General features: G+C 69.7%; 17 protein-coding genes. 10 read left to right on the top strand and 7 right to left on the bottom strand.

What is annotated here, in order from left to right; translation table 11 throughout:
* The first annotated feature begins 18 nt into the window (after positions 1-18).
* The 3 genes from BI335_RS01960 (at position 19) to BI335_RS01970 (ending at position 3,851) form a co-directional block, all read left to right on the top strand.
* The gene (locus BI335_RS01960) at positions 19-897 is read left to right on the top strand and encodes an acyl-CoA thioesterase (protein ID WP_094429501.1); all 879 of its coding nucleotides are present in this window, start codon (positions 19-21) and stop codon (positions 895-897) included.
* Positions 894-1,412: a DinB family protein gene (locus BI335_RS01965; RefSeq protein ID WP_094429502.1), complete on the top strand. Its 519-nt coding sequence runs from the start codon at positions 894-896 to the stop codon at positions 1,410-1,412. The genes BI335_RS01960 and BI335_RS01965 overlap by 4 nt, the downstream gene beginning before the upstream one ends.
* Positions 1,413-1,526: 114 nt before the next feature.
* Positions 1,527-3,851, top strand: a complete 2,325-nt coding sequence (locus tag BI335_RS01970; protein WP_094429503.1) for a LamG-like jellyroll fold domain-containing protein — start codon at positions 1,527-1,529, stop codon at positions 3,849-3,851.
* A 248-nt stretch (positions 3,852-4,099) separates the two neighbouring features.
* Here BI335_RS01970 and BI335_RS01975 read toward each other — a convergent pair whose 3' ends face one another.
* From BI335_RS01975 to BI335_RS01995, 5 genes are all read right to left on the bottom strand, one after another.
* The gene (locus BI335_RS01975; protein WP_094358093.1) at positions 4,100-5,077 is read right to left on the bottom strand and encodes a sigma-70 family RNA polymerase sigma factor; all 978 of its coding nucleotides are present in this window, start codon (positions 5,075-5,077) and stop codon (positions 4,100-4,102) included.
* 204 nt (positions 5,078-5,281) lie between these two features.
* Entirely contained in the window at positions 5,282-7,384 is a 2,103-nt protein-coding gene (locus tag BI335_RS01980; RefSeq protein WP_094429504.1) for a S9 family peptidase, read from the bottom strand.
* A gap of 57 nt (positions 7,385-7,441) precedes the next feature.
* Complete coding sequence (locus tag BI335_RS01985; protein WP_094429505.1) at positions 7,442-10,204, bottom strand: hypothetical protein; 2,763 nt, start codon at positions 10,202-10,204, stop codon at positions 7,442-7,444.
* Positions 10,201-10,800, bottom strand: a complete 600-nt coding sequence (locus tag BI335_RS01990) for a hypothetical protein (protein ID WP_094429506.1) — start codon at positions 10,798-10,800, stop codon at positions 10,201-10,203. The genes BI335_RS01985 and BI335_RS01990 overlap by 4 nt, the downstream gene beginning before the upstream one ends.
* A gap of 326 nt (positions 10,801-11,126) precedes the next feature.
* On the bottom strand, positions 11,127-11,900 hold the full coding sequence (locus tag BI335_RS01995) for a thioesterase family protein (protein WP_208109080.1): 774 nt from the start codon (positions 11,898-11,900) through the stop codon (positions 11,127-11,129).
* A 61-nt stretch (positions 11,901-11,961) separates the two neighbouring features.
* Here BI335_RS01995 and BI335_RS02000 point away from each other — a divergent pair, with 61 nt between their 5' ends.
* From BI335_RS02000 to BI335_RS02025, 6 genes are all read left to right on the top strand, one after another.
* Entirely contained in the window at positions 11,962-13,419 is a 1,458-nt protein-coding gene (locus BI335_RS02000; protein ID WP_094429508.1) for a glutamate-cysteine ligase family protein, read from the top strand.
* 2 nt (positions 13,420-13,421) lie between these two features.
* Positions 13,422-13,796: a universal stress protein gene (locus BI335_RS02005; RefSeq protein ID WP_094358105.1), complete on the top strand. Its 375-nt coding sequence runs from the start codon at positions 13,422-13,424 to the stop codon at positions 13,794-13,796.
* Positions 13,797-13,928: 132 nt separating this feature from the next.
* The gene (locus BI335_RS02010) at positions 13,929-15,365 is read left to right on the top strand and encodes an RNA polymerase sigma factor (protein ID WP_324252372.1); all 1,437 of its coding nucleotides are present in this window, start codon (positions 13,929-13,931) and stop codon (positions 15,363-15,365) included.
* 94 nt (positions 15,366-15,459) lie between these two features.
* Positions 15,460-17,307 carry a DUF2207 domain-containing protein gene (locus BI335_RS02015; protein ID WP_094429509.1) on the top strand — a complete coding sequence of 616 codons (1,848 nt, stop codon included), beginning with the start codon at positions 15,460-15,462 and terminating at the stop codon, positions 17,305-17,307.
* A 35-nt stretch (positions 17,308-17,342) separates the two neighbouring features.
* Entirely contained in the window at positions 17,343-18,383 is a 1,041-nt protein-coding gene (locus tag BI335_RS02020; RefSeq protein ID WP_094358111.1) for a DUF4185 domain-containing protein, read from the top strand.
* A 71-nt stretch (positions 18,384-18,454) separates the two neighbouring features.
* On the top strand, positions 18,455-19,453 hold the full coding sequence (locus BI335_RS02025) for an LLM class flavin-dependent oxidoreductase (protein ID WP_094406436.1): 999 nt from the start codon (positions 18,455-18,457) through the stop codon (positions 19,451-19,453).
* An 83-nt stretch (positions 19,454-19,536) separates the two neighbouring features.
* On the opposite strand, the gene BI335_RS02030 is transcribed toward BI335_RS02025, so the two are convergent.
* Both BI335_RS02030 and BI335_RS02035 read right to left on the bottom strand, forming a co-directional pair.
* Positions 19,537-19,731, bottom strand: coding sequence for a DUF7455 domain-containing protein (locus BI335_RS02030; RefSeq protein WP_094358115.1), 195 nt, complete (start codon positions 19,729-19,731; stop codon positions 19,537-19,539).
* Positions 19,732-19,931: 200 nt separating this feature from the next.
* Positions 19,932-20,813 (bottom strand): helix-turn-helix domain-containing protein, encoded by an 882-nt coding sequence (locus tag BI335_RS02035; RefSeq protein WP_094406435.1) that lies wholly within the window; start codon positions 20,811-20,813, stop codon positions 19,932-19,934.
* A 147-nt stretch (positions 20,814-20,960) separates the two neighbouring features.
* Between BI335_RS02035 and BI335_RS02040 the strand changes: the two genes are divergently transcribed.
* On the top strand, positions 20,961-22,142 hold the full coding sequence (locus tag BI335_RS02040; protein ID WP_094358119.1) for an MFS transporter: 1,182 nt from the start codon (positions 20,961-20,963) through the stop codon (positions 22,140-22,142).
* The last annotated feature ends 5 nt before the right edge of the window (positions 22,143-22,147 follow it).

Consider the following 22,147-nt stretch of genomic DNA (forward strand, 5'->3'; position numbering starts at 1 on the left):
GAACGACGAAGGACGCTGATGCCCAGTACCGCACAGGAGTTGTTGGAGCTGCTGGAGTTGGAGGAGATCGAATCCGGTCTCTACCGCGGCCAGAACCCGGTCACCAAGCGGCAGCGGGCATTCGGCGGACAGGTGCTCGCCCAGGCCCTGGTGGCCGCGTACCGGACCGTGCCGGATGAGCTGACCGTGCACTCCCTGCACGCGTACTTCCTCCGCCCCGGACGCACCGACCGGCCGATGATCTATGACGTCGAGGTGATGCGCGACGGGCGCTCGTTCGCCACCCGGCGGGTCGTCGCCCGGCAGGACAACCAGATGATCTTCGCGGTCACCGCCTCCTCCCAGGTCGCCGAGCCCGGGTTGGAGCATCAGGACGCCTTCCCCGATGTGCCGCCGCCGGAGGACTGCCCGCGGATGAGCGAGGTGCTCGCGGCCCAGACCGGGCAGTCGGCGAGCTTCTGGGAGAGCGAGTGGGGCGCGCTGGATTTCCGTTGGATCGGCTCGGCCACCCCCGAGGGCCCGACACCGGGCAGCGTGGTGGCGCTCGACGCGGGTGACCACTCCTCGGTGGCGCGGGCCTGGGTGCGGGTCGAGGACCGGCTGCCCGACGACCCGCGGCTGCACCAGGCCGCGCTGGCGTACGCCTCCGATCTCACCCTGCTGGCGGTCAGCACGGTGCCGCACGGCCGGCCCCTGGACAGCGTGCAGGCCGCCTCGCTCGATCACGCGATGTGGTTCCACCGACCGGTCGCCGCGGACCGCTGGTGGCTCTATGACCAGGCGTCCCCGTCGGCCACCAACGCGCGCGGCTTCGCCACCGGCCGGATCTTCGCCGAGGGCCAGCTGGGCGCCTCGGTCGCCCAGGAGGGCCTGATCCGGGTGATCGACAAGCAATGAGCCAGCCGCCGTTCCCCGAGCCGCGGGGCAACAAGCCGCCGGCCGAGCTGTTCGCCGACTACCTGGACTTCTACCGCGCCACGATCGAGTGGAAGCTGCGCTCGCTCGATGAGGCGGCGCTGCGGACCTCGCGGCTGCCCTCGGGGTGGACGCCGATCGAGCTGCTCGGTCACCTGGTGGCGATGGAGCGGCGCTGGTTCGTCTGGGGATTCGCCGGGGAACCGGTCGCCGAGCCCTGGGGTGACAACCGGGGCGGGGAGAAGCACGCGCCGTGGCAGGTGCCGGAGTCGGTCACGCTGGACGACCTGCTGGGGCCGTTGCATGCCGGCGGTCGGCGTACCCGGGAGATCATCGCCTCCGCCTCGCTGGACGACCTCGCCCCGCCCGGGCTGCGGTTCTCCGGTGAACCGGCCTCGCTGGGCTGGATCTGCTTCCATGTGCTGCAGGAGTACGCCCGGCACGCCGGTCATCTGGACATCGTGGTCGAGCTCGCCGGCGGCCAGCTGGGGGAGTGACCCCACCCCGGCCAGGTGGGCCGGGACCAGGTGTGCGGGCCGTTCACCTGCGGGACACCTTGGTGAAACGCGGCAGCGCTGAACCGGTCGTCGGCGCTGCCTAGGGTCCCGACCGTGATTCGAGCACTACCCTCCACAGCCACCATTGCCCGTCCCCACCGCACCCTCGCGCGCATCCTTGCCGGTGTCGCGGCCCTCGGCCTGCTGACCGTCCTCCTCGGTCTGCAACCGGCCCCGGCCCGCGCCGCCGAACCCGATCCCGATCCCGCTGCGCGGTTCTCGATCGGGCTGCTGCCCGACACCCAGTTCTACTCCCGGTACGCGACCGAGGAGACCGGCAATCCGTTCGCCGCCCGTTACGGCTCCGAACCGTTCGATGTGCAGACCCGCTGGTGGGCCGAGAACGCCGAGCGCCTCGGCACCCAGATCGTCGTCGGCCTCGGCGACATCGTCGACCGCGGCAGCGTACGCGCCGAATGGGAGGTCGCCGACGCCGCGCTGGCCAACCTCGACCGGGCCGGTGTCGCCTACACCGCACCCGCCGGCAACCATGATGTCGGAACGAACTTCGCCGAGTACCGCGAGTTCATTCCCGCCGCCCGGACCGCCGCGAACGCCGACAGCGCGCAGCGCGATCCGTCCGGGTTGCACGAATACCAGCAGTTCGACGTCAACGGCCAGCGGTACGCCGTCCTGGCACTGTCCTGGAATGCCAACGACGCCGCGCTGAGCTGGGCCGATCAGGTGCTGAAGGCGAACCCCGGCGTACCGACGATCGTCACCGCCCACCAGATCCAGAACCTCGACGGGGAGGGCGGGACCGACGGGACCGACTTCGGCGACCGGGTCTGGGACCGGGTGATCAACAACAACGACCAGGTGTTCATGACGCTCAACGGTCACTATCACGGCGTCGGGCGCTCGGTGCGCACCAATGCCCGGGGCAATCCGGTGATGCAGGTCGTGATGGACTACCAGATGGACTACATGGGCGGCAACGGGGAGATGGGTCTGCTCGAGTTCGATCTCGACAACAACACCATCACCCAGACCGCGTTCTCGCCGTGGGTGACGCAGAAGCCGGCCGAGACGCTGACGCCCTACGACCGCGCGCTGCTGGACCGCGACGCCGAGACCTACACCGTGCCGTTCAACTTCGCCGAACGGTTCGCCGGGTTGCAGAAGCCGGAGGCGCGCGCCTCGGCCAGCCTGGCGGTGCGCGCCGAGTTCGCCGACTTCACCCCGCCCGCAGCGGTGACCCCGACCCCGGCACGCAACTCCGAGGACTACCCGAAGGTCGACGGTACGCTCGCGCACTGGCGGGCGCCCGAAGACGCCGAGGGGGTCGTCGAGCCCGGTACGCAGTTGCCGGACCTGACGGGTGCGAACCCGATGCGGCGAGCCCCGCTGAACACCGAGGGGGTCACCGGGGCGAGTGCGGACCAGGTGCGGTTCAGTACGCAGCGTCCACCGGGTTCGGCTGGGGGCAGCATCTGCTTCACCGGGGCCGGTGACGATGCCGCGAACTGGTTCGCGACGGTGGCTGATGCGCCGGTGAACGGTGCGGAGTTCGCCAACGGCTACACCTTCGAGACCTTCGTCAAGATCGATCCGTCGTGGACCGTCGAGGACAACGCCTGGATGGCGTGGCTGTCTCGGGACGGGGTACGCGGGAAGATCGACGGTTATGCCGGTGGCGACGCCGAGGAACCCCCGATGAGCTGGGCGTTCTCGACGCTGCAGGAGACGCAGTTCACCTCGGCCGGTGCGAACGGTGGTGGGGACACCTCGTGGTCCAGCGAGATGCCGCTCGGGCAGTGGATGCATCTGGCCGCCGTCAACGATCCGGCGACCCGGACCACGACGACCTATGTCAACGGGATCCCGATGCTGCGCACCGCGGTCGGTGTCAGCGGCGTCGCGACCGCCGACCTGCCGTGGGTGCTCGGTGCCGGCTCCTGGAACGGTGAGCGCGGGTACGGATTCGTCGGCTGTGTCGGTGAGACCCGACTGGTCGACCGCCCCCTCGGACAGGATCAGTGGTCGACCGCACGCGTCGCCGATCCCGGTCCGGAACCGAGTGTGAGCCCGACGCCGAGTGCGAGCCCGACGCCGACGGTGAATCCGACGCCGACGGGGAATCCGACGCCGACGGGGAGCCCGACGCCGACGGGGAGCCCGACTCCGGGCGTGAGCCCGACCCCGGTGGGTGATCTCACCCCGACTGCAGACCCGGTGCCGTCGGGATCACCCGAACCGAGCCCGTCGGCGACCACCACCCCGACACCGAGCGCCGCCGCAGCGGGCGGGGATGACGGCACCTCGGGTCCGCGTTCACCGCTCGCCGACACCGGTGGCCCGACCCTCGCGCTGCTCATCGGTGCGTTGGCCGCGCTGGCGACAGGCGGGGTGATGCTGCACCGCGGCCTCCGCCGCTGACCCGGGGCCCCGCGCTCGCTCACCCAGCGTGATGGGGCGATCGCGAACCCATTGCATCCACCGCGAACCCACGCCACGCCGGATGCAATGGGTTCGCGGTGGAGCCAATGGGTTCGCGATCGTTCCGTGCGCGGCCCGGTCCACGGTGGCTTCGACTCGCTGGCGCTCGCTCAGCCAGCGTGGGCATAAAAAAGCACCCACCGCGGCTCGGGGATTCCACGGTGGGTGCTGTTCTTGGGAGGGGTGGGTCAGGCAGCCAGCTCCTGGTTGGAGCGCAGCTTGGCCAGGGCGTGCCGCTCGATCTGGCGGACCCGCTCAGCGGTGATGCCCCAGACCCGGCCGATATCGGCCAGCTTGGCCTGGCGGCCGTCGAGCAGGCCGTAGCGGCGGCGTACGACATCGGCGGAACGCTCGTCGAGGTCGGCGAGCATGGCCTCGAGCCGGTCGCGCTCCTGGGCGTCGATCACCATCTCGTCGGGGCCGGGCATCGGCTCGCGGGCGATCAGATCACCCAGCGAGGTGTCACCGTCCTCCTCGACCGGGGCGTCGAGGGAGATGTGGTCGCGGCCGTAGCGCAGCAGGTCGACGACCTTCTCCGGCTCCAGCTCCATCTCGGCGGCGATCTCCTCCAGCTCCGGCTCGCGGCCCAGCCGGCGCTCCAGGGTGCGGCGCACCGCGCCGACCTGGTTGACCTGCTCGGCGACGTGCACCGGCAGCCGGACGATACGGCCCTGCTGGGCGATACCGCGGCTGATCGACTGGCGGACCCACCAGGTGGCGTAGGTGGAGAACTTGAAGCCCTTGGTGTAGTCGAACTTCTCGACCGCGCGGATCAGACCGGTGTTGCCCTCCTGGACCAGATCCAGCAGCGGCATCTGGGCCCGGCCGTACTTGCGCGCGACCGAGACGACAAGCCGCAGGTTGGCCTGGGTGAACCGCTCCTGGGCGGCGTGGCCGAGGGCGGCCAGCTGCTCCAACTCCTCCCGGCTGGCGCGCTTGGCGCTCTTGCCGTTCTGCCGCGCGGCGGCGGTGCGCTCGGTCTGGCTGATCTCGCCGGACAGGATCTGTTCGGCGTACAGCCCGGCCTCGATCGTCCGCGCCAGCTCGACCTCATCCGCCGCGGTCAGCAGCGGCGTCTTGGCGATCCCGTCGAGGTACAGACCGACCGCATCCTTACCCTCGATGCCGTCGTTGGTACGGGCTCGGGGCGTGGTGCTTGTTGCCATGGGCGCTAATCCTTCGCGTCGATTCGGACACTGCAAGCAAGTCATTGCCTTGCGTTCATCAGACACAACGTCCAGATGCCCCAAAAGGATTCCGCCACAACCCTGAACGATCCCTGATCGCGGTCCCTGAAGGACCACGGGGCTAGCTGGAGCCCGCGGCATCAGACCATGGTCGTACGCGTCGGTGGTACGCCGGTGATGGGCTCAGCGGGTCCCTACACGATCGATTATCCACGCGTACTCAAATGCGGCCTCCCGCCAGGCCTTGTAGCGCCCGGTGACACCGCCGTGGCCGGCCACCATCTCGGTCCGCATCAGGATCTCGGCCGGGTCGTTGGTCGCATTCGCCCGCAGCGCCGCGATCCACTTCGCCGGCTCGGTGTAGTAGACGCGGGTGTCGTTGAAACCGGTGGTCGCCAGGATCGCCGGGTACCTGGTGGCGCGCACGTTCTCATAGGGGGAGTAGGTGCGCATGTAGGCGTACACCTCGGGGTCGTGCAGCGGGTCGCCCCACTCCTCCCATTCGGTCACCGTCAGCGGCAGTTCGGGGTCCAGGATGGTGGTCAGGGCGTCGACGAACGGCACCGCGGCGTGCACCGCGGCGAAGTCGGTCGGTGCCAGATTCGCGATCGCGCCGATCAGCAGGCCACCCGCCGAGCCGCCCTGGGCGGCGAGCCGGTCGGCGGAGGTGTAGCCGTCGCTGACCAGTTGTCGGGCGCAGGACACGAAATCGGTGAAGGTGTTCTTCTTGGACAGGGTTTTCCCGTTGTCGTACCAGCTGCGACCGAGCTCTCCGCCACCGCGGACGTGCGCGATGGCGTAGACGAACCCCTTGTCCAGCAGGGAAAGCCGGAACATCGAGAACGACGGATCGATGCAGATCTCGTAGGCCCCATAGCCGTAGAGCAGTGCCGGGGCGGTGCCGTCCACCGGGGTGTCGGCGCGCCGGACCACCGACATCGGCACCTTCGTGCCGTCCTCGGCGGTGGCCCAGATCCGTTCCTGGACGTAGTTCTCGGGCCGATATGGGCCATGGTCCGGGTGATCGAGCACAGGGGTGGTGCGCAGGGTCTGCACCTCACCGGTGTCCATCGCCACCTCGAGCACCGAACGCGGGGTGAGCAACGAGGTGTAGCCGAGCCGCAACCGGTCGGAGTCGTAGTCCTCGGCGCCGGTGGTGCCGACGGTGTAGAGGTTCTCGGCGAACCGGACCGGATAGCTCTGCCCGCCGTCGCGGGGGTGCACCTCGACCCCGGTCAGCCCGTCGCGACGCAGCTCGATCGCCAGGAATCGGGCGTACGCCTCCACATCGGTGTAGCGCACCCCCTCACTCGGCGGCAGGAACTCGCGCCACTCGGCGGGGCTGTCGACACGTGCCCGGGCGACCTCGAAATCGGGGGAGTTCTCGTTGTGCAGCACGAAAAGCTCGTCCCCGGCAACGGTGATGGAGTACTCGACGCCTTCGCGGCGCTCGCGGACCAGCACCGGATCCGCCTCGGGCGCGGCGGCATCCAACAGCCACGCCTCGGTGGTCAGCTTGGAACCCAGCAGCAGGATCACCCGGTCCCGCTCGGCGGACTCGTCGGCACCCAGCCAGAAGCGCTCGTCGGGTTCCTCGAGCACCAGGGTGTCCCCGGTGACCGGAGCGCCGACCCGGTGCCGCCAGACCTGGTGGGGCCGCCAGGACTCGTCGACGCGGGTGTAGACGAGGTGGTCATCGCCGAGCCAGGCGACCCCGCCGCCGACGTCGGGGATCGGTTCGCCGACGGGCTCCCCGGAGCCGAGGTCGCGGACCTGCAGCAGATATCGCTCGTCACCGGCGTTGTCGACCGAGTATGCGAGCCGACGACCGTCGGGGGAGACCGCGAAGGCACCGAGGGAGAAGAACTCCTGCCCCTCGGCCTCGGTGTTGCCGTCCAGCAGCAGCTCCTCACCCGGGATCGGCTGCTCCGGGTCCGGTCGCTCGTCGCGCGAGGTGGCCGGGGCCCGGTGGAAGGCCGGGTAGTCGAGCCCCTCGGTGGTGCGGGTGTAGTACCACCACGTCGAACCGTCGGTGTGGCTGTGGAAGGTGGGCACACTCAGGTCGGTCTCCTGGGTGCGTGCCTTCACATCGGTGAACAGCTCCTCGACCAGCGGTTCCAGATGGGCGGTGGTCTGCTCGGTCCAGGCGTTCTCCGCCTCCAGGTACGCCCGGACCGCGGGATCCTCCTTGTGCCGCAGCCAGGCGTATTCGTCGACGAAGGTGTCGCCGTGGTGGGTCCTGGGTTCTGCTCGCCGGTCCGCGGTGGGTGGGTGTGCCTCTGCCATGCCCGCGAGGCTATCGCCCAACGCTCCGCGAGCAGCAGCCCAGGCGGAACCGGGGTGTCAGGACAACCTCCGCTTCGCGAGCACCGTGGCCACGCCCGCACCGACCAGCAGCAGGGCACCCAGCAGACCGCGGCCCAGGCTGGCCCCGTCGGCACCGTCGGCGCCCCGGATCTCCAGCGAGTAGGCGGTCAGGCCGATCGCTCCCTGGGGGGCACCGACCGGCATCGCCTCGGCATCGGCACGCTGGGCGCCGGCCTGCAGGGCGGCGTACTTGACCCCGTAGTCCACGGCGGTCTTCTTGCCGGCGTCGAGGATCTTGCTGGATCCCTGCTCGTGCAGCTGATTCGCACCGTCGGGGATGGCCGGCGCCTTCTCCGCCGCCTGCTTGGTGCCGTCGGCCACCTTGCCGGCTCCCTCGTCGATCTGGCCCATGCCGCGGTCCAGGTCCCCGCTTCCGGTCACCAACCGGCCGGTGCCGTCGACGAGTCGGCCGGTGCCGTCGGCCAGCTGACCGGTGCCGTCGCTGAGCTGCCCGGTGCCCTCGGTGAGCCGGCCGGTGCCGTCGACCAGCTTGCCGGTGCCGTCGCTCAGCCTGCCGCTGCCGTCGACGAGCTGCCCGGTGCCGTCGCGCAACCGGCCGGTGCCGTCGGCCAACTGACCCGCGCCGTCGTCGAGCTTCCCGGCACCGTCGGCGAGCTGGGCGCCACCGCCCTGCAGCTTGCGCATGCCACCGCGCAGCGTGGCCGGGTTCTCCCGGGCAGCATCCGCGGCGATCTGGTCGGGATGGCCGATGCCCTGCTGGACCTGGCTGACGACACCGTTGACGAGCTGCTGCACGCCGTTGTCGACCAGCCCCAGACCCTGTTGCAGGCCAGGCTTCGCTGCACCGGAGGAGTCGACCTTCGGGCACTCCTTCCCGCTGGAGCGGGTCGCGGTGTTGTCCAGACCACACAGCAGTTCGTCGATCCCCGGCACCGCACGGTTGGTGATCCGGCCGCCGATGTAGCTGAGCGCCTGCTGGAGGGTCGCGGTGTTCGGATCGGGTTTCGGGCCGTCGATGTAGCTCGAATCCCTGGGGTCGCCGAGGTTGTCCGGATCGGCCAGCTGGTCGCGACCCCTGGCCAGTTCGGCGGCCAGATTGGTCATGATCTGCTTCTTCACCGGGTTGGATTCGGGCAGCCCGGAGATCAGACCGGCCGCCTTGAGCTGGGCGGCGTTCTCCTCGCCGTAGCAGTAGTCGTCGAAGTCGGTGCCGCCGTTGTTCAGCTGGTTGATCACCTGCACCGCGCAGTTGATCTTCTGGTACGCCCCGGACTCCTCCTTGGTGGCGCCCTGGCGGTAGATCTTCTTGTCCAGCAGCAACAATCCGTTGCCGCCGTCATTGAGCTGCTTCTGCAGTGCGGTCAGGCCGCCGAGCAACTTCTTCGGGTCGTCCTGGCTGCCGATGCCGTCCTTGAGCTTCTGGATGCCCGCATAGAGCTCCTTCAGCCCGGGGTTGTTCGGCAGCTCGCCGACCTTGCCGTACATCTGGACCAGGCCGGCGTCGATCTTGTCCAGTCCGTCGCGGATCTGGGTCACACCGCCGACGAGCTGACCGGTGCCGTCCTTCAACCGGCTCGCCCCGTCATCGAGCTGGGTCGCACCGTTGTTCAGCGCGCCCGCGCCGGTGTTGAGCTGCTTGGCGCCGGTGTTCAACTGGTTGGCGCCGTTGTCGAGTTCCCTGGCGCCGTTGTCGAGCTGCTTGGCGCCGTTGTCGAGCTTGCCGGCGCCCTGGTCGATCTGGTTGGCGCCGTTGTCCAGTTCGCCCGCACCGTTGGCGAGCTGGCGGGTGCCGTCCTTCGCCTTCGCGGTGCCGTCCTTGAGTTGCTGCGAACCGTCGCGGAGCTGCAGCAGACCGGCGACCAGGGTGTTCGCCCCGTCGCGCAGCTTGATCAGGTTCTCATCGATCTTCGCCGCACCGTTGGCGAGCTCGCGGCCGCTCTCGGCGCCGCCGGCATAACTCGCCGCGCCGCCCTTGAAGGAGGGGCTCTGCAGCGGGTTGACCGGCAGCCCGGACAGGGACGCCGGCGGGATCACACCCTCGGAAATCCTTGCCCGGTAGCCGAATTCGGCGGTGGGGGCGCCGATCGGCCCGAACAGGGTCATGGTGTAGGACAGCTTGGTGCCACCGCGGCCGTCACCGGCCATGTTCGCCTCGCCCGAGCGGACGTCGGTAAAGCCGGGCGGCAGGGTGGTCTGCAGCTGGCCAACGAAGGGGATCACCACGCGTTCGGTGCGGGTCGCCTTCCCGCCGGCGCCGTCGTCGACGGTGAAGGTCTGCTCCCGGCCGGTGATGTTCTCCACCCGGTAGCGGACCTCCAGCTCACCGCTGCGGCCGACGACCTGGTTGGCCGTCACCGGCTTGCCGTCGAGGAAGTAGCTGGCGCGCACGCTCGGCGGCAGCTTTCCCTTGTCCCAGTTGGAAACCGTGCGCAGCCGTTTCTGGCCGTCGACCTGTTCGCTCTCCGCCAGCCGGCCATCGCGGACCGGCAGATCGGTGAAACCGTCCAGGTTGCGCAGGCCCTCGGTGGCGACCGGGTTGGCGAGATCGATGCGGCCGCGGCCCTCCATCGCCACCTGCTCATAGATCCGCGCCTCGGTGACCGTGCCGTCGGGGTTCAGATAGGCCTGCACGGTCTCGGTGTTGGTGACACTGACCGGCCCCTCGGCGAGGGCACTGGTCGCGCCGAACGGGCCACAACCCAGGGCCAGGGCGGTCGCCGCGGCGGCGGTGGCGGCGAACCGCCGACGGATTCGGGTGCGGGGGGTGCGGGGGTTCATGCCTTGTCTCCCAACAGGTCGTCCATGGATTCGGTCGGCTCGGTGTCGCGGCTGCGCAACCGGTCGCGGAGCGCGCGGATCGGCGTACGCCCGGTCTCGGCCTCGCGGGACCGGTCGGGCAGCACGACGTGCGCCAGGCTGGTGAGCAGGACCCCGACCGCGGCGGCCACGCCGATGGTGGTGGCGGCGCGCGGCGACTCGGTCAGGAAGAGGGCCGGGGCATTGCGATAGGTGGCCTCGTAGGCCGCGATCAGCGCCGCGCCGCCGAGCAGCATCGACCAGAGCGGCAACCGGTTGCGGCTGAGACCGGCCACCAGCGCGCAGATCAGCAGCACCGCGGCGGCGGCGACCGCCCGGCCGGCGGTGGTGTCCGGAAGCACGGCCGCGCGGAGCGCGAAACCGGCCCAGGCGACCAGGAAGCCGAGCACGGCGCCGGCCAACCGGCCGACTCCCTGTTCGGGGTGGACCAGGCCGAGTACGCCGCCCAGGGCGGCGCCCAACAGGGCCGCGTGCTCGAGATCGGAACCTTGTCCGAGGGTCAGAACGAGCGCTGCGGCGACCGCCAGCAGCACGCCGGTGACAAGTGGTTTCAGCATCCCTACTCCGTTGTGGGGGTGGTACATGGGGTGGCCCGTCATCGGGGTTACGGCACAGTAACGATACTGGCGAGTAATTTGGTAGGGGTGAGCCCGGATCCGCGTGTCACGGGGTTGGTTCTCCGGTTGCGGAAACCGCCGGACGGGCCCGGTGGAGCTGAGCGCCGACGGCTGAGCCCCGCTTGCCTAAAGTGTCCGGATTCTGGACGCCCCCGCGATCCATCGAACCTTCAGTGCATATCCCCAGTGCTCCAGGGGGAGTGCAATGCACCCAGGATTCGATGGATCGCGAGGGTGGCGGGAGCAGGGAGTTGGGGGAGCCGGGGTCAGCCCAGCGGGCGGACGGTGAGGATCTGCTCGGCGCGGCCGACCGGGCCCTCGACGTCGTGCAGGATCGATGAGGTCAATCCCACACCGGTCGGGCCGAAGCTGACGCTGGTGTCGAAGCCGACCCAGTCACCGACCGGGGTCCGGTAGAGATGCACCGTCAGGTCGGTGTTCGGGAACATCCACACCCTCGGGTCCTGCCGGGTCGCCACGCCGTTCGCGGTGTCCACCAGGCGCAGGAAGTGCGCGACCGAGGTGGTCGGGGACCCCGCCACCAGCGCCTTGTCCGAGCGCACCCACGTCCGGCCGCGTCCGGGCCTGGTCAGCGGATCGCGACGCAGCTGCAGCGAGGCGATGTAGCCACCCGGCCACGCCTGCGTACCGTCCCAGTCCGGAAAATCATCCGGGCCCGGCATCGGCTCGTCCTCGGTGCCGGCGACCGCGCTGGTGTCACCGCGCAGCAGCCGCCACGCGTTCGCCCGGACCACCACCCGGCCGTCGATCTCGGCGGTCGCCTGCACCAGCTCGATGGTCCGCCCCGGGCGTACCACCTCGACCCGCACGGTCGTCGGCGCGAGCCTGATCTGGCCGAGGATCTCGTAGTTGATCCGGGCCAGCTGCAGCTCCGGGCGGGGCTCGTGGTTCTCGATCGCGTGCGCGAGCAACCCGCCGACCGGTGACATGTGCTGCTCGACCTGGGCCCAGGCGCCCTGCACGTGCTCGGTCGGTTCGAACTCGTTCGCGGCCAGCTGCCGGTAGTACGCATCGCTCACGGCGGTCACTCTAAAGGCCCCCCGACGTGCAATGTCGACAGTCTCCGGACAGGATGGGGTCATGGGTGAGGACATCTCCCGCACCGACTACAGCGACGCCGACTTCAAGGCGTACGCCGACCGCGTCGCGGGGCAACGCGAGGAACTCGAGCGACTGCTCGTGGAATGGCCGTTCGATCTCGCGCACCCGCGTGCCGGGATGGAGGTCGAACTCAATCTCGTCGATGCCGAGCAACGGCCCGCGCTGGTGGCCAAGGAGGTGCTCGGCGCGATCAACGACCCGCAGTTCGTCCATGAGCTCGGCAAGTTCAACATCGAGCTCAATCTGCCGCCGCGGGCGCTCGGCCCGACCGGATTGAGCGCCTTCTACGAGATGCTGCGCAGCACCCTCAACGACGCCGATCAGCGCGCCGGTGGGCTCGGCGCCCGGCTCGCGGTGATCGGCATGCTGCCCACGCTGACCGAGGACGATCTGGGCCCGGACTCGCTGGTGGAGAATCCCCGCTACACCATGCTGGACAGCGAATTGCGGCGCCGCCGCGGTGGCCCGGTCCGGATCCAGCTGCCCGGTACCGAGCTGGCCGACGGCATCGACTTCACGACCATCGCACCGGAGGCGGCCTGCACCTCGCACCAGATCCACCTGCAGGTCGCTCCCGAACAGTTCGCGGCCTACTGGAACGCCTCCCAGGCGATCGCCGGGGTGCAGCTGGCGATGGGGGCGAACTCGCCCTTCTTCGCCGGCCGGCTCGGGTACGCCGAGAGCCGGATCGCGGTCTTCGACCAGGCCACCGACGACCGCTCCGCCCAGGAGCAGGCCGAGGGCGCCCGTCCGCGGGTCTGGTTCGGTGACCACTGGATCGGCTCCCCGCTCGAACTGTTCGACGAGAACACCGACTGGCGGCCCCTGCTGCCCGATCTGGAGGAGGAGCGGGCCGGCGACGGACCGCCGCCGCTGCGTGCGCTCTGCCTGCTCAACGGCACCATCTACCGCTGGAACCGGGCCGTCTACGACGTCGCCGGGGGAGCACCGCACCTGCGGATCGAGAACCGGGTGCTGCCCGCCGGGCCGACCTCGCTCGACATGGTCGCGAACCTCGCCCTGTACGCCGGGTTGACCCGGGCGCTGGCCGATCAGGAGCATCCGGCCTGGTCCGAGGAGGGGTACGCGATCGCCCGCGACAACTTCACCGCCGGCCAGATCCACGGGATGGCCGCCGAGCTCAGCTGGCCCGGGATCGGTACGGTCGCCGCGGCCACCCTGGTCCGCGAGCAGCTGCTGCCGTTGGCGGCCGCCGGGCTGCAGTCCTACGGGGTGGAGGCGGCCGAGGTGTCGCGCTATCTCGGGGTGATCGAGAACCGTGCTGCCGCCGGAGTGAACGGGGCCACATGGCAGACTGCCGCGGTAGCCGCCCGGGAACGGGCCGGAGAGGACCGCTCCAGGGCACTGCGCGGCATGGTCGAGGACTATCTGACGCTGCAGCGCAGTGGATTGCCGGTCCATGAGTGGGAGAGGTAGCGATGACGATCGTGGTGGGATTCTCCGCGCGGCCCGAGGGAGAGGCCGCGCTGGCCCACGCCGCCGCCGAGGCGCAACTGCGGGGGTCGCGCGTCCTGGTGGTGCCGAACACCGACGCCGACGACCCGGCCGCGGTGCTCGCCCTGCTGGACGGGGTGGCGTACGAGGTGGTGGCCCCGAGTGAGACCGGGCTGCTGGCCGAACGGCTGATCGAGGTGGCCGAGGCCGAGAACGCCGAGGCGATCGTGATCGGACTGCGCCGCCGCTCACCGACGGGCAAGCTGCTGCTCGGGCTGAACGCCCAGCGCATCCTGCTGGACGCCAGCTGTCCGGTCCATGCGGTGAAGGCGCCGGAAGAGCCCCGGGAAAGGGATTAGGGCCATTTGGCATACCGTGCCAGAATGTCCGAGGAGTGCAAGCATTGACACCGGCGTGGTTTGTTGCGCCCTGAATCGAGCGCACGCGTTCGAGACCGAACCGACCGACGATACAAGGCAAGAGGTATTTGGGTGACGCCCTCAGCAGAACGAGTCCCTTCCCAGGTGGTTGCGGCACAGGCCGCTCGAGCCAGTGAGGTCAAGGCGGACAGCGACTCGGGCGCGACGAAATCGTCCACCCGGGGACAGGCCGCCAAGAAGGCCCCCGCCCGTAAGACCGCCGCCCGGAAGGCGCCCTCGGCTGATGCCAAGAAGGGTTCGGTCAAGGCCGTGCCCGAGGCGGACAACAAGAAGGCGGCCAAGAAGGCCCCGGCCCGCAAGAGCGCCGGCAAGGCCGGCAAGCCGGGCAAGGGCGAGCCGACCACCGAGGAGGTCGTGACCCAGCTCGCCGGCGGCGAGGTGGAGGCCAAGCTGGACGGCTCGGATCTGGTGCTCACCGTCGGCAAGAAGCGGACCCTCGATGATGTCGACGAGTCCGACTTCAAGCCGGAGGAGACGGCCAAGGAGGAGAAGGAGCTCACCGAGGAGCAGCAGGGCTTCTCGCTCTCCGACGCCGACGACGCCGACGAGCCCGAGCAGCAGGTGATGGCCGCCGGCGCCACCGCCGACCCGGTCAAGGACTACCTGAAGCAGATCGGCAAGGTCGCCCTGCTGAACGCCGAGCAGGAGGTCGAGCTCGCCAAGCGGATCGAGGCCGGCCTGTTCGCCGACGAGCGGATCGCCGACGACGCGGTCAAGATCAAGGTCGCCGAGCAGGACGACTACGAGTGGATCGCCGAGGACGGCCGCCGCGCCAAGAACCACCTCCTCGAGGCCAACCTGCGACTGGTCGTCTCGCTGGCCAAGCGCTACACCGGCCGCGGCATGCTCTTCCTCGACCTGATCCAGGAGGGCAACCTGGGTCTGATCCGGGCGGTGGAGAAGTTCGACTACACCAAGGGCTACAAGTTCTCGACGTATGCGACCTGGTGGATCAAGCAGGCGATCACCCGCGCGATGGCCGACCAGGCCCGCACCATCCGCATCCCGGTGCACATGGTCGAGGTGATCAACAAGCTGGCCCGGGTGCAGCGCCAGATGCTGCAGGATCTCGGCCGCGAACCCACCCCGGAGGAGCTCGCCAAGGAGCTCGACATGACCCCGGAGAAGGTCGTCGAGGTGCAGAAGTACGGCCGCGAGCCGATCTCGCTGCACACCCCGCTGGGCGAGGACGGCGACTCCGAGTTCGGTGACCTGATCGAGGACTCCGAGGCCGTGGTGCCCGCCGATGCGGTCAGCTTCACGCTGCTGCAGGAGCAGCTGCACGACGTGCTGGACACGCTGTCCGAGCGCGAGGCCGGGGTGGTGTCGATGCGCTTCGGGCTCACCGACGGCCAGCCCAAGACCCTCGACGAGATCGGCAAGGTCTATGGCGTGACCCGCGAGCGGATCCGCCAGATAGAGTCCAAGACGATGTCGAAGCTGCGGCACCCCTCCCGCTCCCAGGTGCTGCGCGACTACCTCGACTGAGTTCCGGCGTTCGACGCCGACGCACCGAGACCCTCACCCAGGTGGGGGTCTCGGTGCTTTTTCGTCTGCCCCGATCTTTCATTAGAGTCGTGTCATGTTCTCTCGGACGTCTGATTCCCCCGCCCGGAGACTGACGGTGGGCGTACGCCTGGCCGCGGTGCTGATCCTCGCCCTCGGGCTGCTGCTGCCGGCGGCCCCCGCACACGCGGAGGACACCCCGGAATCCTGGGCGATCACCGACTACCGGGTCGATGCCACCCTGCAGCGCGACGGCGAGGTGCGGGTCCGGCTCGATCTGGCCTTCGACTTCGCCGACGAGCCCGGGCGCGGCCCGTTCCTCACCTTCCCGCTGCGGCAACGGGTGGCCGACAACCCCGATCTGTGGCGGCAGTTGAGCGTGACGGTCGACGGGGTGAGCAGCCCGACCGGGGCCAACACCAATCTGGCACGCGAATCCGACAGCGACGGCCTGACGCTCAAGGTGGGGGAGAAGAACACCAGATTCACCGGGGTGCAGCGCTATGTGGTCGACTACACGCTGCGTGGGGTGACCACCCCGAACAACCCCGTCAGCGGCCTGGACGAACTCAACTGGAACCTCGTCGGACCGGCCTGGCAGGTGCCGATCCGCAATGTCCGGGCGAGCGTCACCGGGCCGGTGGACACCGAACGGGTCGCCTGCTTCACCGGGAAGGACTTCACCCGGCCCTGCACGGCGGAATCGGCCGACGGTGTGGCCTCCTTCGCGGCCTCCGACCTGGCCACCGAGACCGGCGTACAGATCGTGGCCGGTTATCCGGCCGGCACCCTGGTCGGTGCCGAGCCGCGGTTCAGCAAGCGGATGCACCCGGGCAACATGTTTCCGCTGACCCCGGCCACCGGCACGGTCACCGCGCTGCTGTCGGCGGTCGCGCTCGGGCTGGTGGCGCTGCGGGTACGCCGCTCCGGTGACCGGGCCTATGCCGGGCTGACCCCGGGACTGCGCCCGGCCGCGGGTGCGGAGGATGCGCCGACCGTACGCCGCGCCCGCACCCCGGTGGCGGTGCGCTTCACCCCACCCGAGGGCGTACGCCCCGCCGAAGCCGGGACCCTGATCGACCACACCGTGGACAGTCGTGACATCACCGCGACCGTCATCGACCTCGCCGTCCGCGGCCATCTGGTCATCACCCAGGTGGGGAAGAAGGACTGGCGCCTGGACCGTGTCGAGTCCGCCGACCCGCTGAGGGATTACGAGGCCGGCATCCTGGAAGGCCTCTTCCAGGACGGTCCGGAGGTGACCACCAAGCAACTGCGGGACAAGGCGTACGCCGAGGTGCTGAACGACGGCCGCTCCGATCTGCAGGCACTGGTCGCCAGCAACGGCTGGTACCCGCGCTCGCCCGCCAGCACCAAGGCCCGGATCGGTGTCGGGGCGGTCGCGCTGATCGTGGCCGGCGCCGCCGGCGGTGCATTCATCGCCGGCCTCTGGGGCTGGGGGCTGCTCGGTCTACCGCTGGTGCTCGCCGGATTGGCGCTGCTGGCCACGATGAACCGGCAGGTCGGGCGGACCGCCGAAGGGTCCGCGGTGCTGGCCCAGGTGCAGGGCTTCGAGCAGTTCCTGCGGACCGCGGATGCCGACAAGCTGCGCTGGGAGGAGGGGGAGGACATCTTCTCCCGCTACCTGCCGTGGGCGATCGTCTTCGGCGTCGCCGAACGCTGGACGAGGATCTTCGCCGAACTGGCCGAACAGGGCCGCTACGACGGCGGGGCCGCCGGCTGGTACGTGGGCAGCACCCCGGGCTTCCAGGCCGCCACCCTGGGCGCATTCGCTGCCACTGATGGATTCTCCGCCGCCATGTCCAGTTCGTTGAGCGCCTCGGTCTCGGCCGCGAGCTCGAGTTCGGGGTCGGGCTTCTCCGGTGGCGGTGGTGCCGGTGGAGGTGGCGGCGGCGGGTGGTGAGCCGCGCCGCCGGGGGCGTCGCTAGTCTGCGGGCCATGGTTCGCGTCGTCGATACGCAGTTGCTGCACAAGATCACCGGGGTCGACTCGATCAACGCTACCGGGGAACGGTTCGGGATCCACGGCACCGACCTGGGCATCATCTGGGATGCCGGGCCGGACGCCGACGGCGCCGACCGGGTGTTCGTGATGTTCGGCGACACCTACGGCCCGGACTGGGGCGGCCGGGGCGCCGGCCCGTCGAAGGCCCAGTGGCGGACCAACACGCTGATGTCCTCGACCAGCCGCGACCTCGACGCCGGTCTGCTGCTGGACAGCACGCTGGTCCGCCCCAGCCGGCCCGGCGGCGCCACCCAGGTGATCCGTCGCAACCGGCTGAACGTGCCGACGAAACCGTTCCCCGAACACACCCTGATCCCGAACAGCGGCATCACCATCGACGGTGTGCACTACGTGCACTGGATGTCAATCCTGATCTGGCTGCCCGGCGGTCGCTGGCGGACCTTCCAGTCCGGGATCGCGGTCTCCACCGACGATGCCCGCAGCTGGAGCAAACCGATCACCGGGCGGTGGCCGAATCTGCTGGGCCGCAACCGATTCCAGATCGGTGCCTTCACCACCGACCCGGCCGACCCGGAGTGGGTCTACCTGTTCGGCACCACCAACGGCCGCTGGGGCCCGGCCTATCTGGCACGTACGCCGCGGGACCAGGTCGCGCACGTCGGTTCGTACCGCTACTTCGACGGCACCGATTGGGTACGCCGCAGCGGCCGCGCCGCACCCGTACTGGGTGGCAATGTGGGGGAGCTCTCGGTCGCCTACCACCCGGGGCTCGGCTGCTGGCTGGCGGTGCATCTGGACGAGGCGCAGGCGGCGATCCTGGTGCGCACCGCGCCCACGATCACCGGGCCCTGGGACGATGGCGTACCGCTGACCACCGGTGCCGAGCATCCCGGTCTCTACGGCGGATTCCTGCACCCGTGGGCGCTGGACGGGGATTCGATCTACTGGCTGATGTCGCAGTGGGACCCCTACAACGTCTACCTGATGCGCAGCCGGCTCACGAACGCCGGTTGAGCGAGCGAGGCGCGAGCGAGTCGAAGCCGCGCGCGTGGAATAGCGCGGGCCGCGCGGAGGTTGCCTCCGATATGGCAATCCCCCTTTCCGTACTGGACCTCGCCCATGTCTGGCAGGGCGCCAGCTCCGCGGACGCGCTGCGGCGTACCGTCGATCTGGCCCGCCGCGCCGACGCCGCCGGTTACCGCCGGTTCTGGGTCGCCGAGCACCACAACATGGCCTCGGTGGCCTCGACCAGCCCGCCGGTGCTGATCGGCGCGATCGCGGATGCCACCGAGCGGATCCGGGTCGGTTCGGGTGGGGTGATGCTGCCCAACCACGCCCCCTATGTGGTCGCCGAGCAGTTCGCGATGCTGGAGGCGCTGCATCCCGAGCGGATCGATGTCGGCATCGGCCGCGCGCCCGGTACCGACCAGGTGACCGCCCGCGCGCTGCGCCGCGATCCGGAGGGGCTGGGGGTGGACGAGTTCCCGCGGCACCTGCTGGAGCTGATGTCCTGGCTCGGGGACAACCGGCTCACCGAACCGCTCTCCGCGCATCTGGCGGCCACCCCCGCCGCGACGAGCTCCCCCGAGGTGTGGTTGCTCGGTTCGTCGGGGTACGCCGCCCAGCTGGCCGGGATGCTGGGGTTGCCCTACGCCTATGCCCACCACTTCGGGCAGCTGGACCCGGTCGAGGTGTTGGACGCCTACCGGTCCCGGTTCGAACCCTCGCCGGTGCTGAGCGAGCCCTATCCGATGCTGTGCACCTCGGCGATCACCGCGGACACCGCCGAGGAGGCCGAGTTCGAGGCCGGCCCGGCGAAGGTGATGGCGCTCGGCATGCGTGCCAACAAGCGCGAGCCGCTGGTGCGGCCCGAGCAGGCCGCCGAACGGGGATTCAGCGAGCTGGAGGAGGCGATGTTGTCCCAGCTGCCGGCGACCAAGTTCGTCGGTGCCGCCGACGAGGTGGTGGAGCGGCTGCAGAAACTGGTCGCCGCCAGCGGTGCGGCGGAGCTGATGATCGCCGCCGCCACCTATGGCGCCGAGACCAAGGCCCGTACCCTGGAGCAGATCGCCGACCGCTGGTAAAGCCACCCCTGGCTGAGTGTCAGGTCCCGCAACGCAAGAACCCCGCACGCCTGAGGCGTACGGGGTTCTCGTCGTTGGAAGTCTCAGCTGAGCTTTTCGGACTCGTCGTGGATGTTGAGCGCCACCTGGCGAAGCTTGTCGCCGTGCTGCTTGCTGTGGTGGTTGCAGAACAGGAGTTCGCCACCGCCGGAAAGCGTGACGCGGACGTAGGCCTGGGCGCCGCAGCGGTCGCAACGATCGGCCGCATTGAGACTGTTGTCGATCACAGTGGTGGTCACGGGGGCCTCTCTTTCATGTCCGTGGTCGGGCACTCGGTACAACACCTGGACGGAGCTGTTTTGTTCCGCGGTTCCCGGCCGACTTCTCGGACCGGTTTCCCCGGAGGCCCCGCTCCCGCCGGGGCCTGATTCGAGACTACCCGCCCACTCGGTCAGATCCAGGACGATTCCCACCCAGTGGGCGCGTCGACTTCCGTTTGTTACCTGGGCTCGCCGCCCGATTCGGCGCGTTCGGTACGCGCGGCGTGGGCGAGCAGGTCGAGGCCGGCCTGGCTCGGCGATCCGGGTTCGGCCGAGAGCAGCAACAACCGCTGGCCCGGGTGGGTCGAGAGTTCGAAGGATTCGAAGCGCAGGTCGAGATCGCCGAACTCGGGGTGCCGGAACTGCTTCATCCCGCCGGTGCAGCGACGCACCATCCGCCGCGCCCAGCGCGTCGCGAACTCCTGGCTGCTGGTGGACAGTTCGCCGACCAACTCGACCAGGGCGCGATCATCGGGGTATTCCCCGGCGGAATAGCGAAGCGCCGAGACCGTGTAGGCCGCCTGTTGCTCCCAGTCGCGATAGAGATCGCGGCCGTGCGGATCGGTGAACAGCAACCGCACCATGTTGGGCCGATCGCGCACCTGGTCCGGTGCTTCGAAGGGGAGATGGGCGGCGAACAGCCGATGCCCTTCGGGATTCCAGGTGAGCACGTCCTGGAAGCGCCCGAGCACCAGGGCTGGAGTCGAGACCATCCCCGAGATCAACGACGCCACATGCTTCGACGCCCGCTCGGTCGGGGTCGCGGTCCGCGGTCGTCGCGGTGGCCGGGCCAGCAGCTTCAGGTGTCGTCGCTCGTCGGCGTCCAGACGAAGTGCACCGGCAAGGGCATCCAGCACTGGCTCCGAGGCGGTGCGCGCCACACCCTGCTCGAGCCGGGTGTAGTAGGCGACCGACACCCCGGCCAGGTGGGCGAGCTCCTCGCGCCGCAGCCCGTCGACTCGTCGTTGACCGTAGCTGGCGATGCCCAACTCGGCCGGGGTCAACCCCGCGCGGCGTGAGCGCAGGAACTCGGCGAATTCGCCACGATTCTCCGCATCCATGGCGCCAAGTATGCGTCCCGGGAGCCGAGCGAGCCTGACCCAATCGTTGGTAGGAGCACCCTGCCCAGGCAGTTCTGGTGCTGGCGGACTGCATGCGGGCGCCGTTCGATGAGTGGTGTCAATCTCCAATCCGGAAGGAAATGCTGCATGTCGACACCCACAGTCGAACTCACCGTGACCCGACGCCGGCTCGCGGTCGGCAGTCTGGCCGGGGGCGCGTTCGGGATCGGGTTGACCGAATTCGCCCCGGCCGGCCTGTTGCCCGCGATCGGTGCGCGGTTCGGTGTCACCGACGGCACCTCGGGAATGGTTGTCGGGGCGTACGCGGTCGCCGTGGCGATCGGTGCGATCGTGATGTCGCTGCTCGCCGCCCGGTTGGATCGAGCCATCGCACTGCGGCTGCTGGTCGCGCTGTTCATCCTCGGCAACCTGCTCAGCGCGCTGGCGCCCACCTTTGGATCGTTGTTGCTGGGCAGGGTGATCGCGGCGCTGTGCCACGGTGCCTACATGGGAATCGCGGTTGCGGTGGCCGCCGATCTGATGCCGCGTGGGAAGGCTCAGGCGGCCGCCGCAACGGTGTTCTCGGGCATCACGCTGGCCATCGTGCTCGGTCTGCCGGTCGGTACCTTTCTCGGCCAGCAGCTCGGTTGGCGGATCACCTTCGGCATCATGACCGGACTGGGGGTGCTGGTGCTGATCGCGCTCACCGCGTGGGTGCCGCGCGAGAGTGGGCGGCGACCGAGCAATCTGCGCGCCGAGACCCATTGGCTGGGCACCGCTCAGGTGTGGGCCACGCTTGCGGTCAGTGTGCTCGGATTCGGTGGTGTCTTCGGGGCCTTCTCCTACCTGGCGTACACGCTCACCGACGTGACCGGGTTGGCTCCCTGGGCGGTCACGCTGGTCCTGTTCGGTTTCGGGCTCGGCACCGCGATCGGCAACCTGATCGGCGGCGGGTCGTGGGCGCGTCGACTCGGTGATCGTTTCCTGGTCGGGGTGCAGCTCGGGAGCGCCGCAATCATGATCGCGCTCGGACTCAGCGCGCAGCTGCCGCTCTGCGCGGTCCTCGGGGTGCTGCTGCTCGGGGCGGTCGGGTTCTCGCTGACACCGGGCACCCAGGCCCGGGTGCTGGGTTACGCCGGTGGTGCGGCCCTGGCCTCCAGCGCCAATATCGCGGCCCTGAACCTCGGCAACTGGTTCGGCGCCTCGCTGTCGGGAATGGCCATCGATGCCGGCTACGGCGCGACCGCTCCGTTGTTCGTCGGTGCAGCGCTGAGCATGGTCGGTGCGGTGGTCGCGGCACTCGCGGCGCGGCGGGCCGGGCGCCGGTGAGCGCA

This window comes from Enemella evansiae (assembly GCF_002250705.1).
GTDB classification, from domain to species: domain Bacteria; phylum Actinomycetota; class Actinomycetes; order Propionibacteriales; family Propionibacteriaceae; genus Enemella; species Enemella evansiae.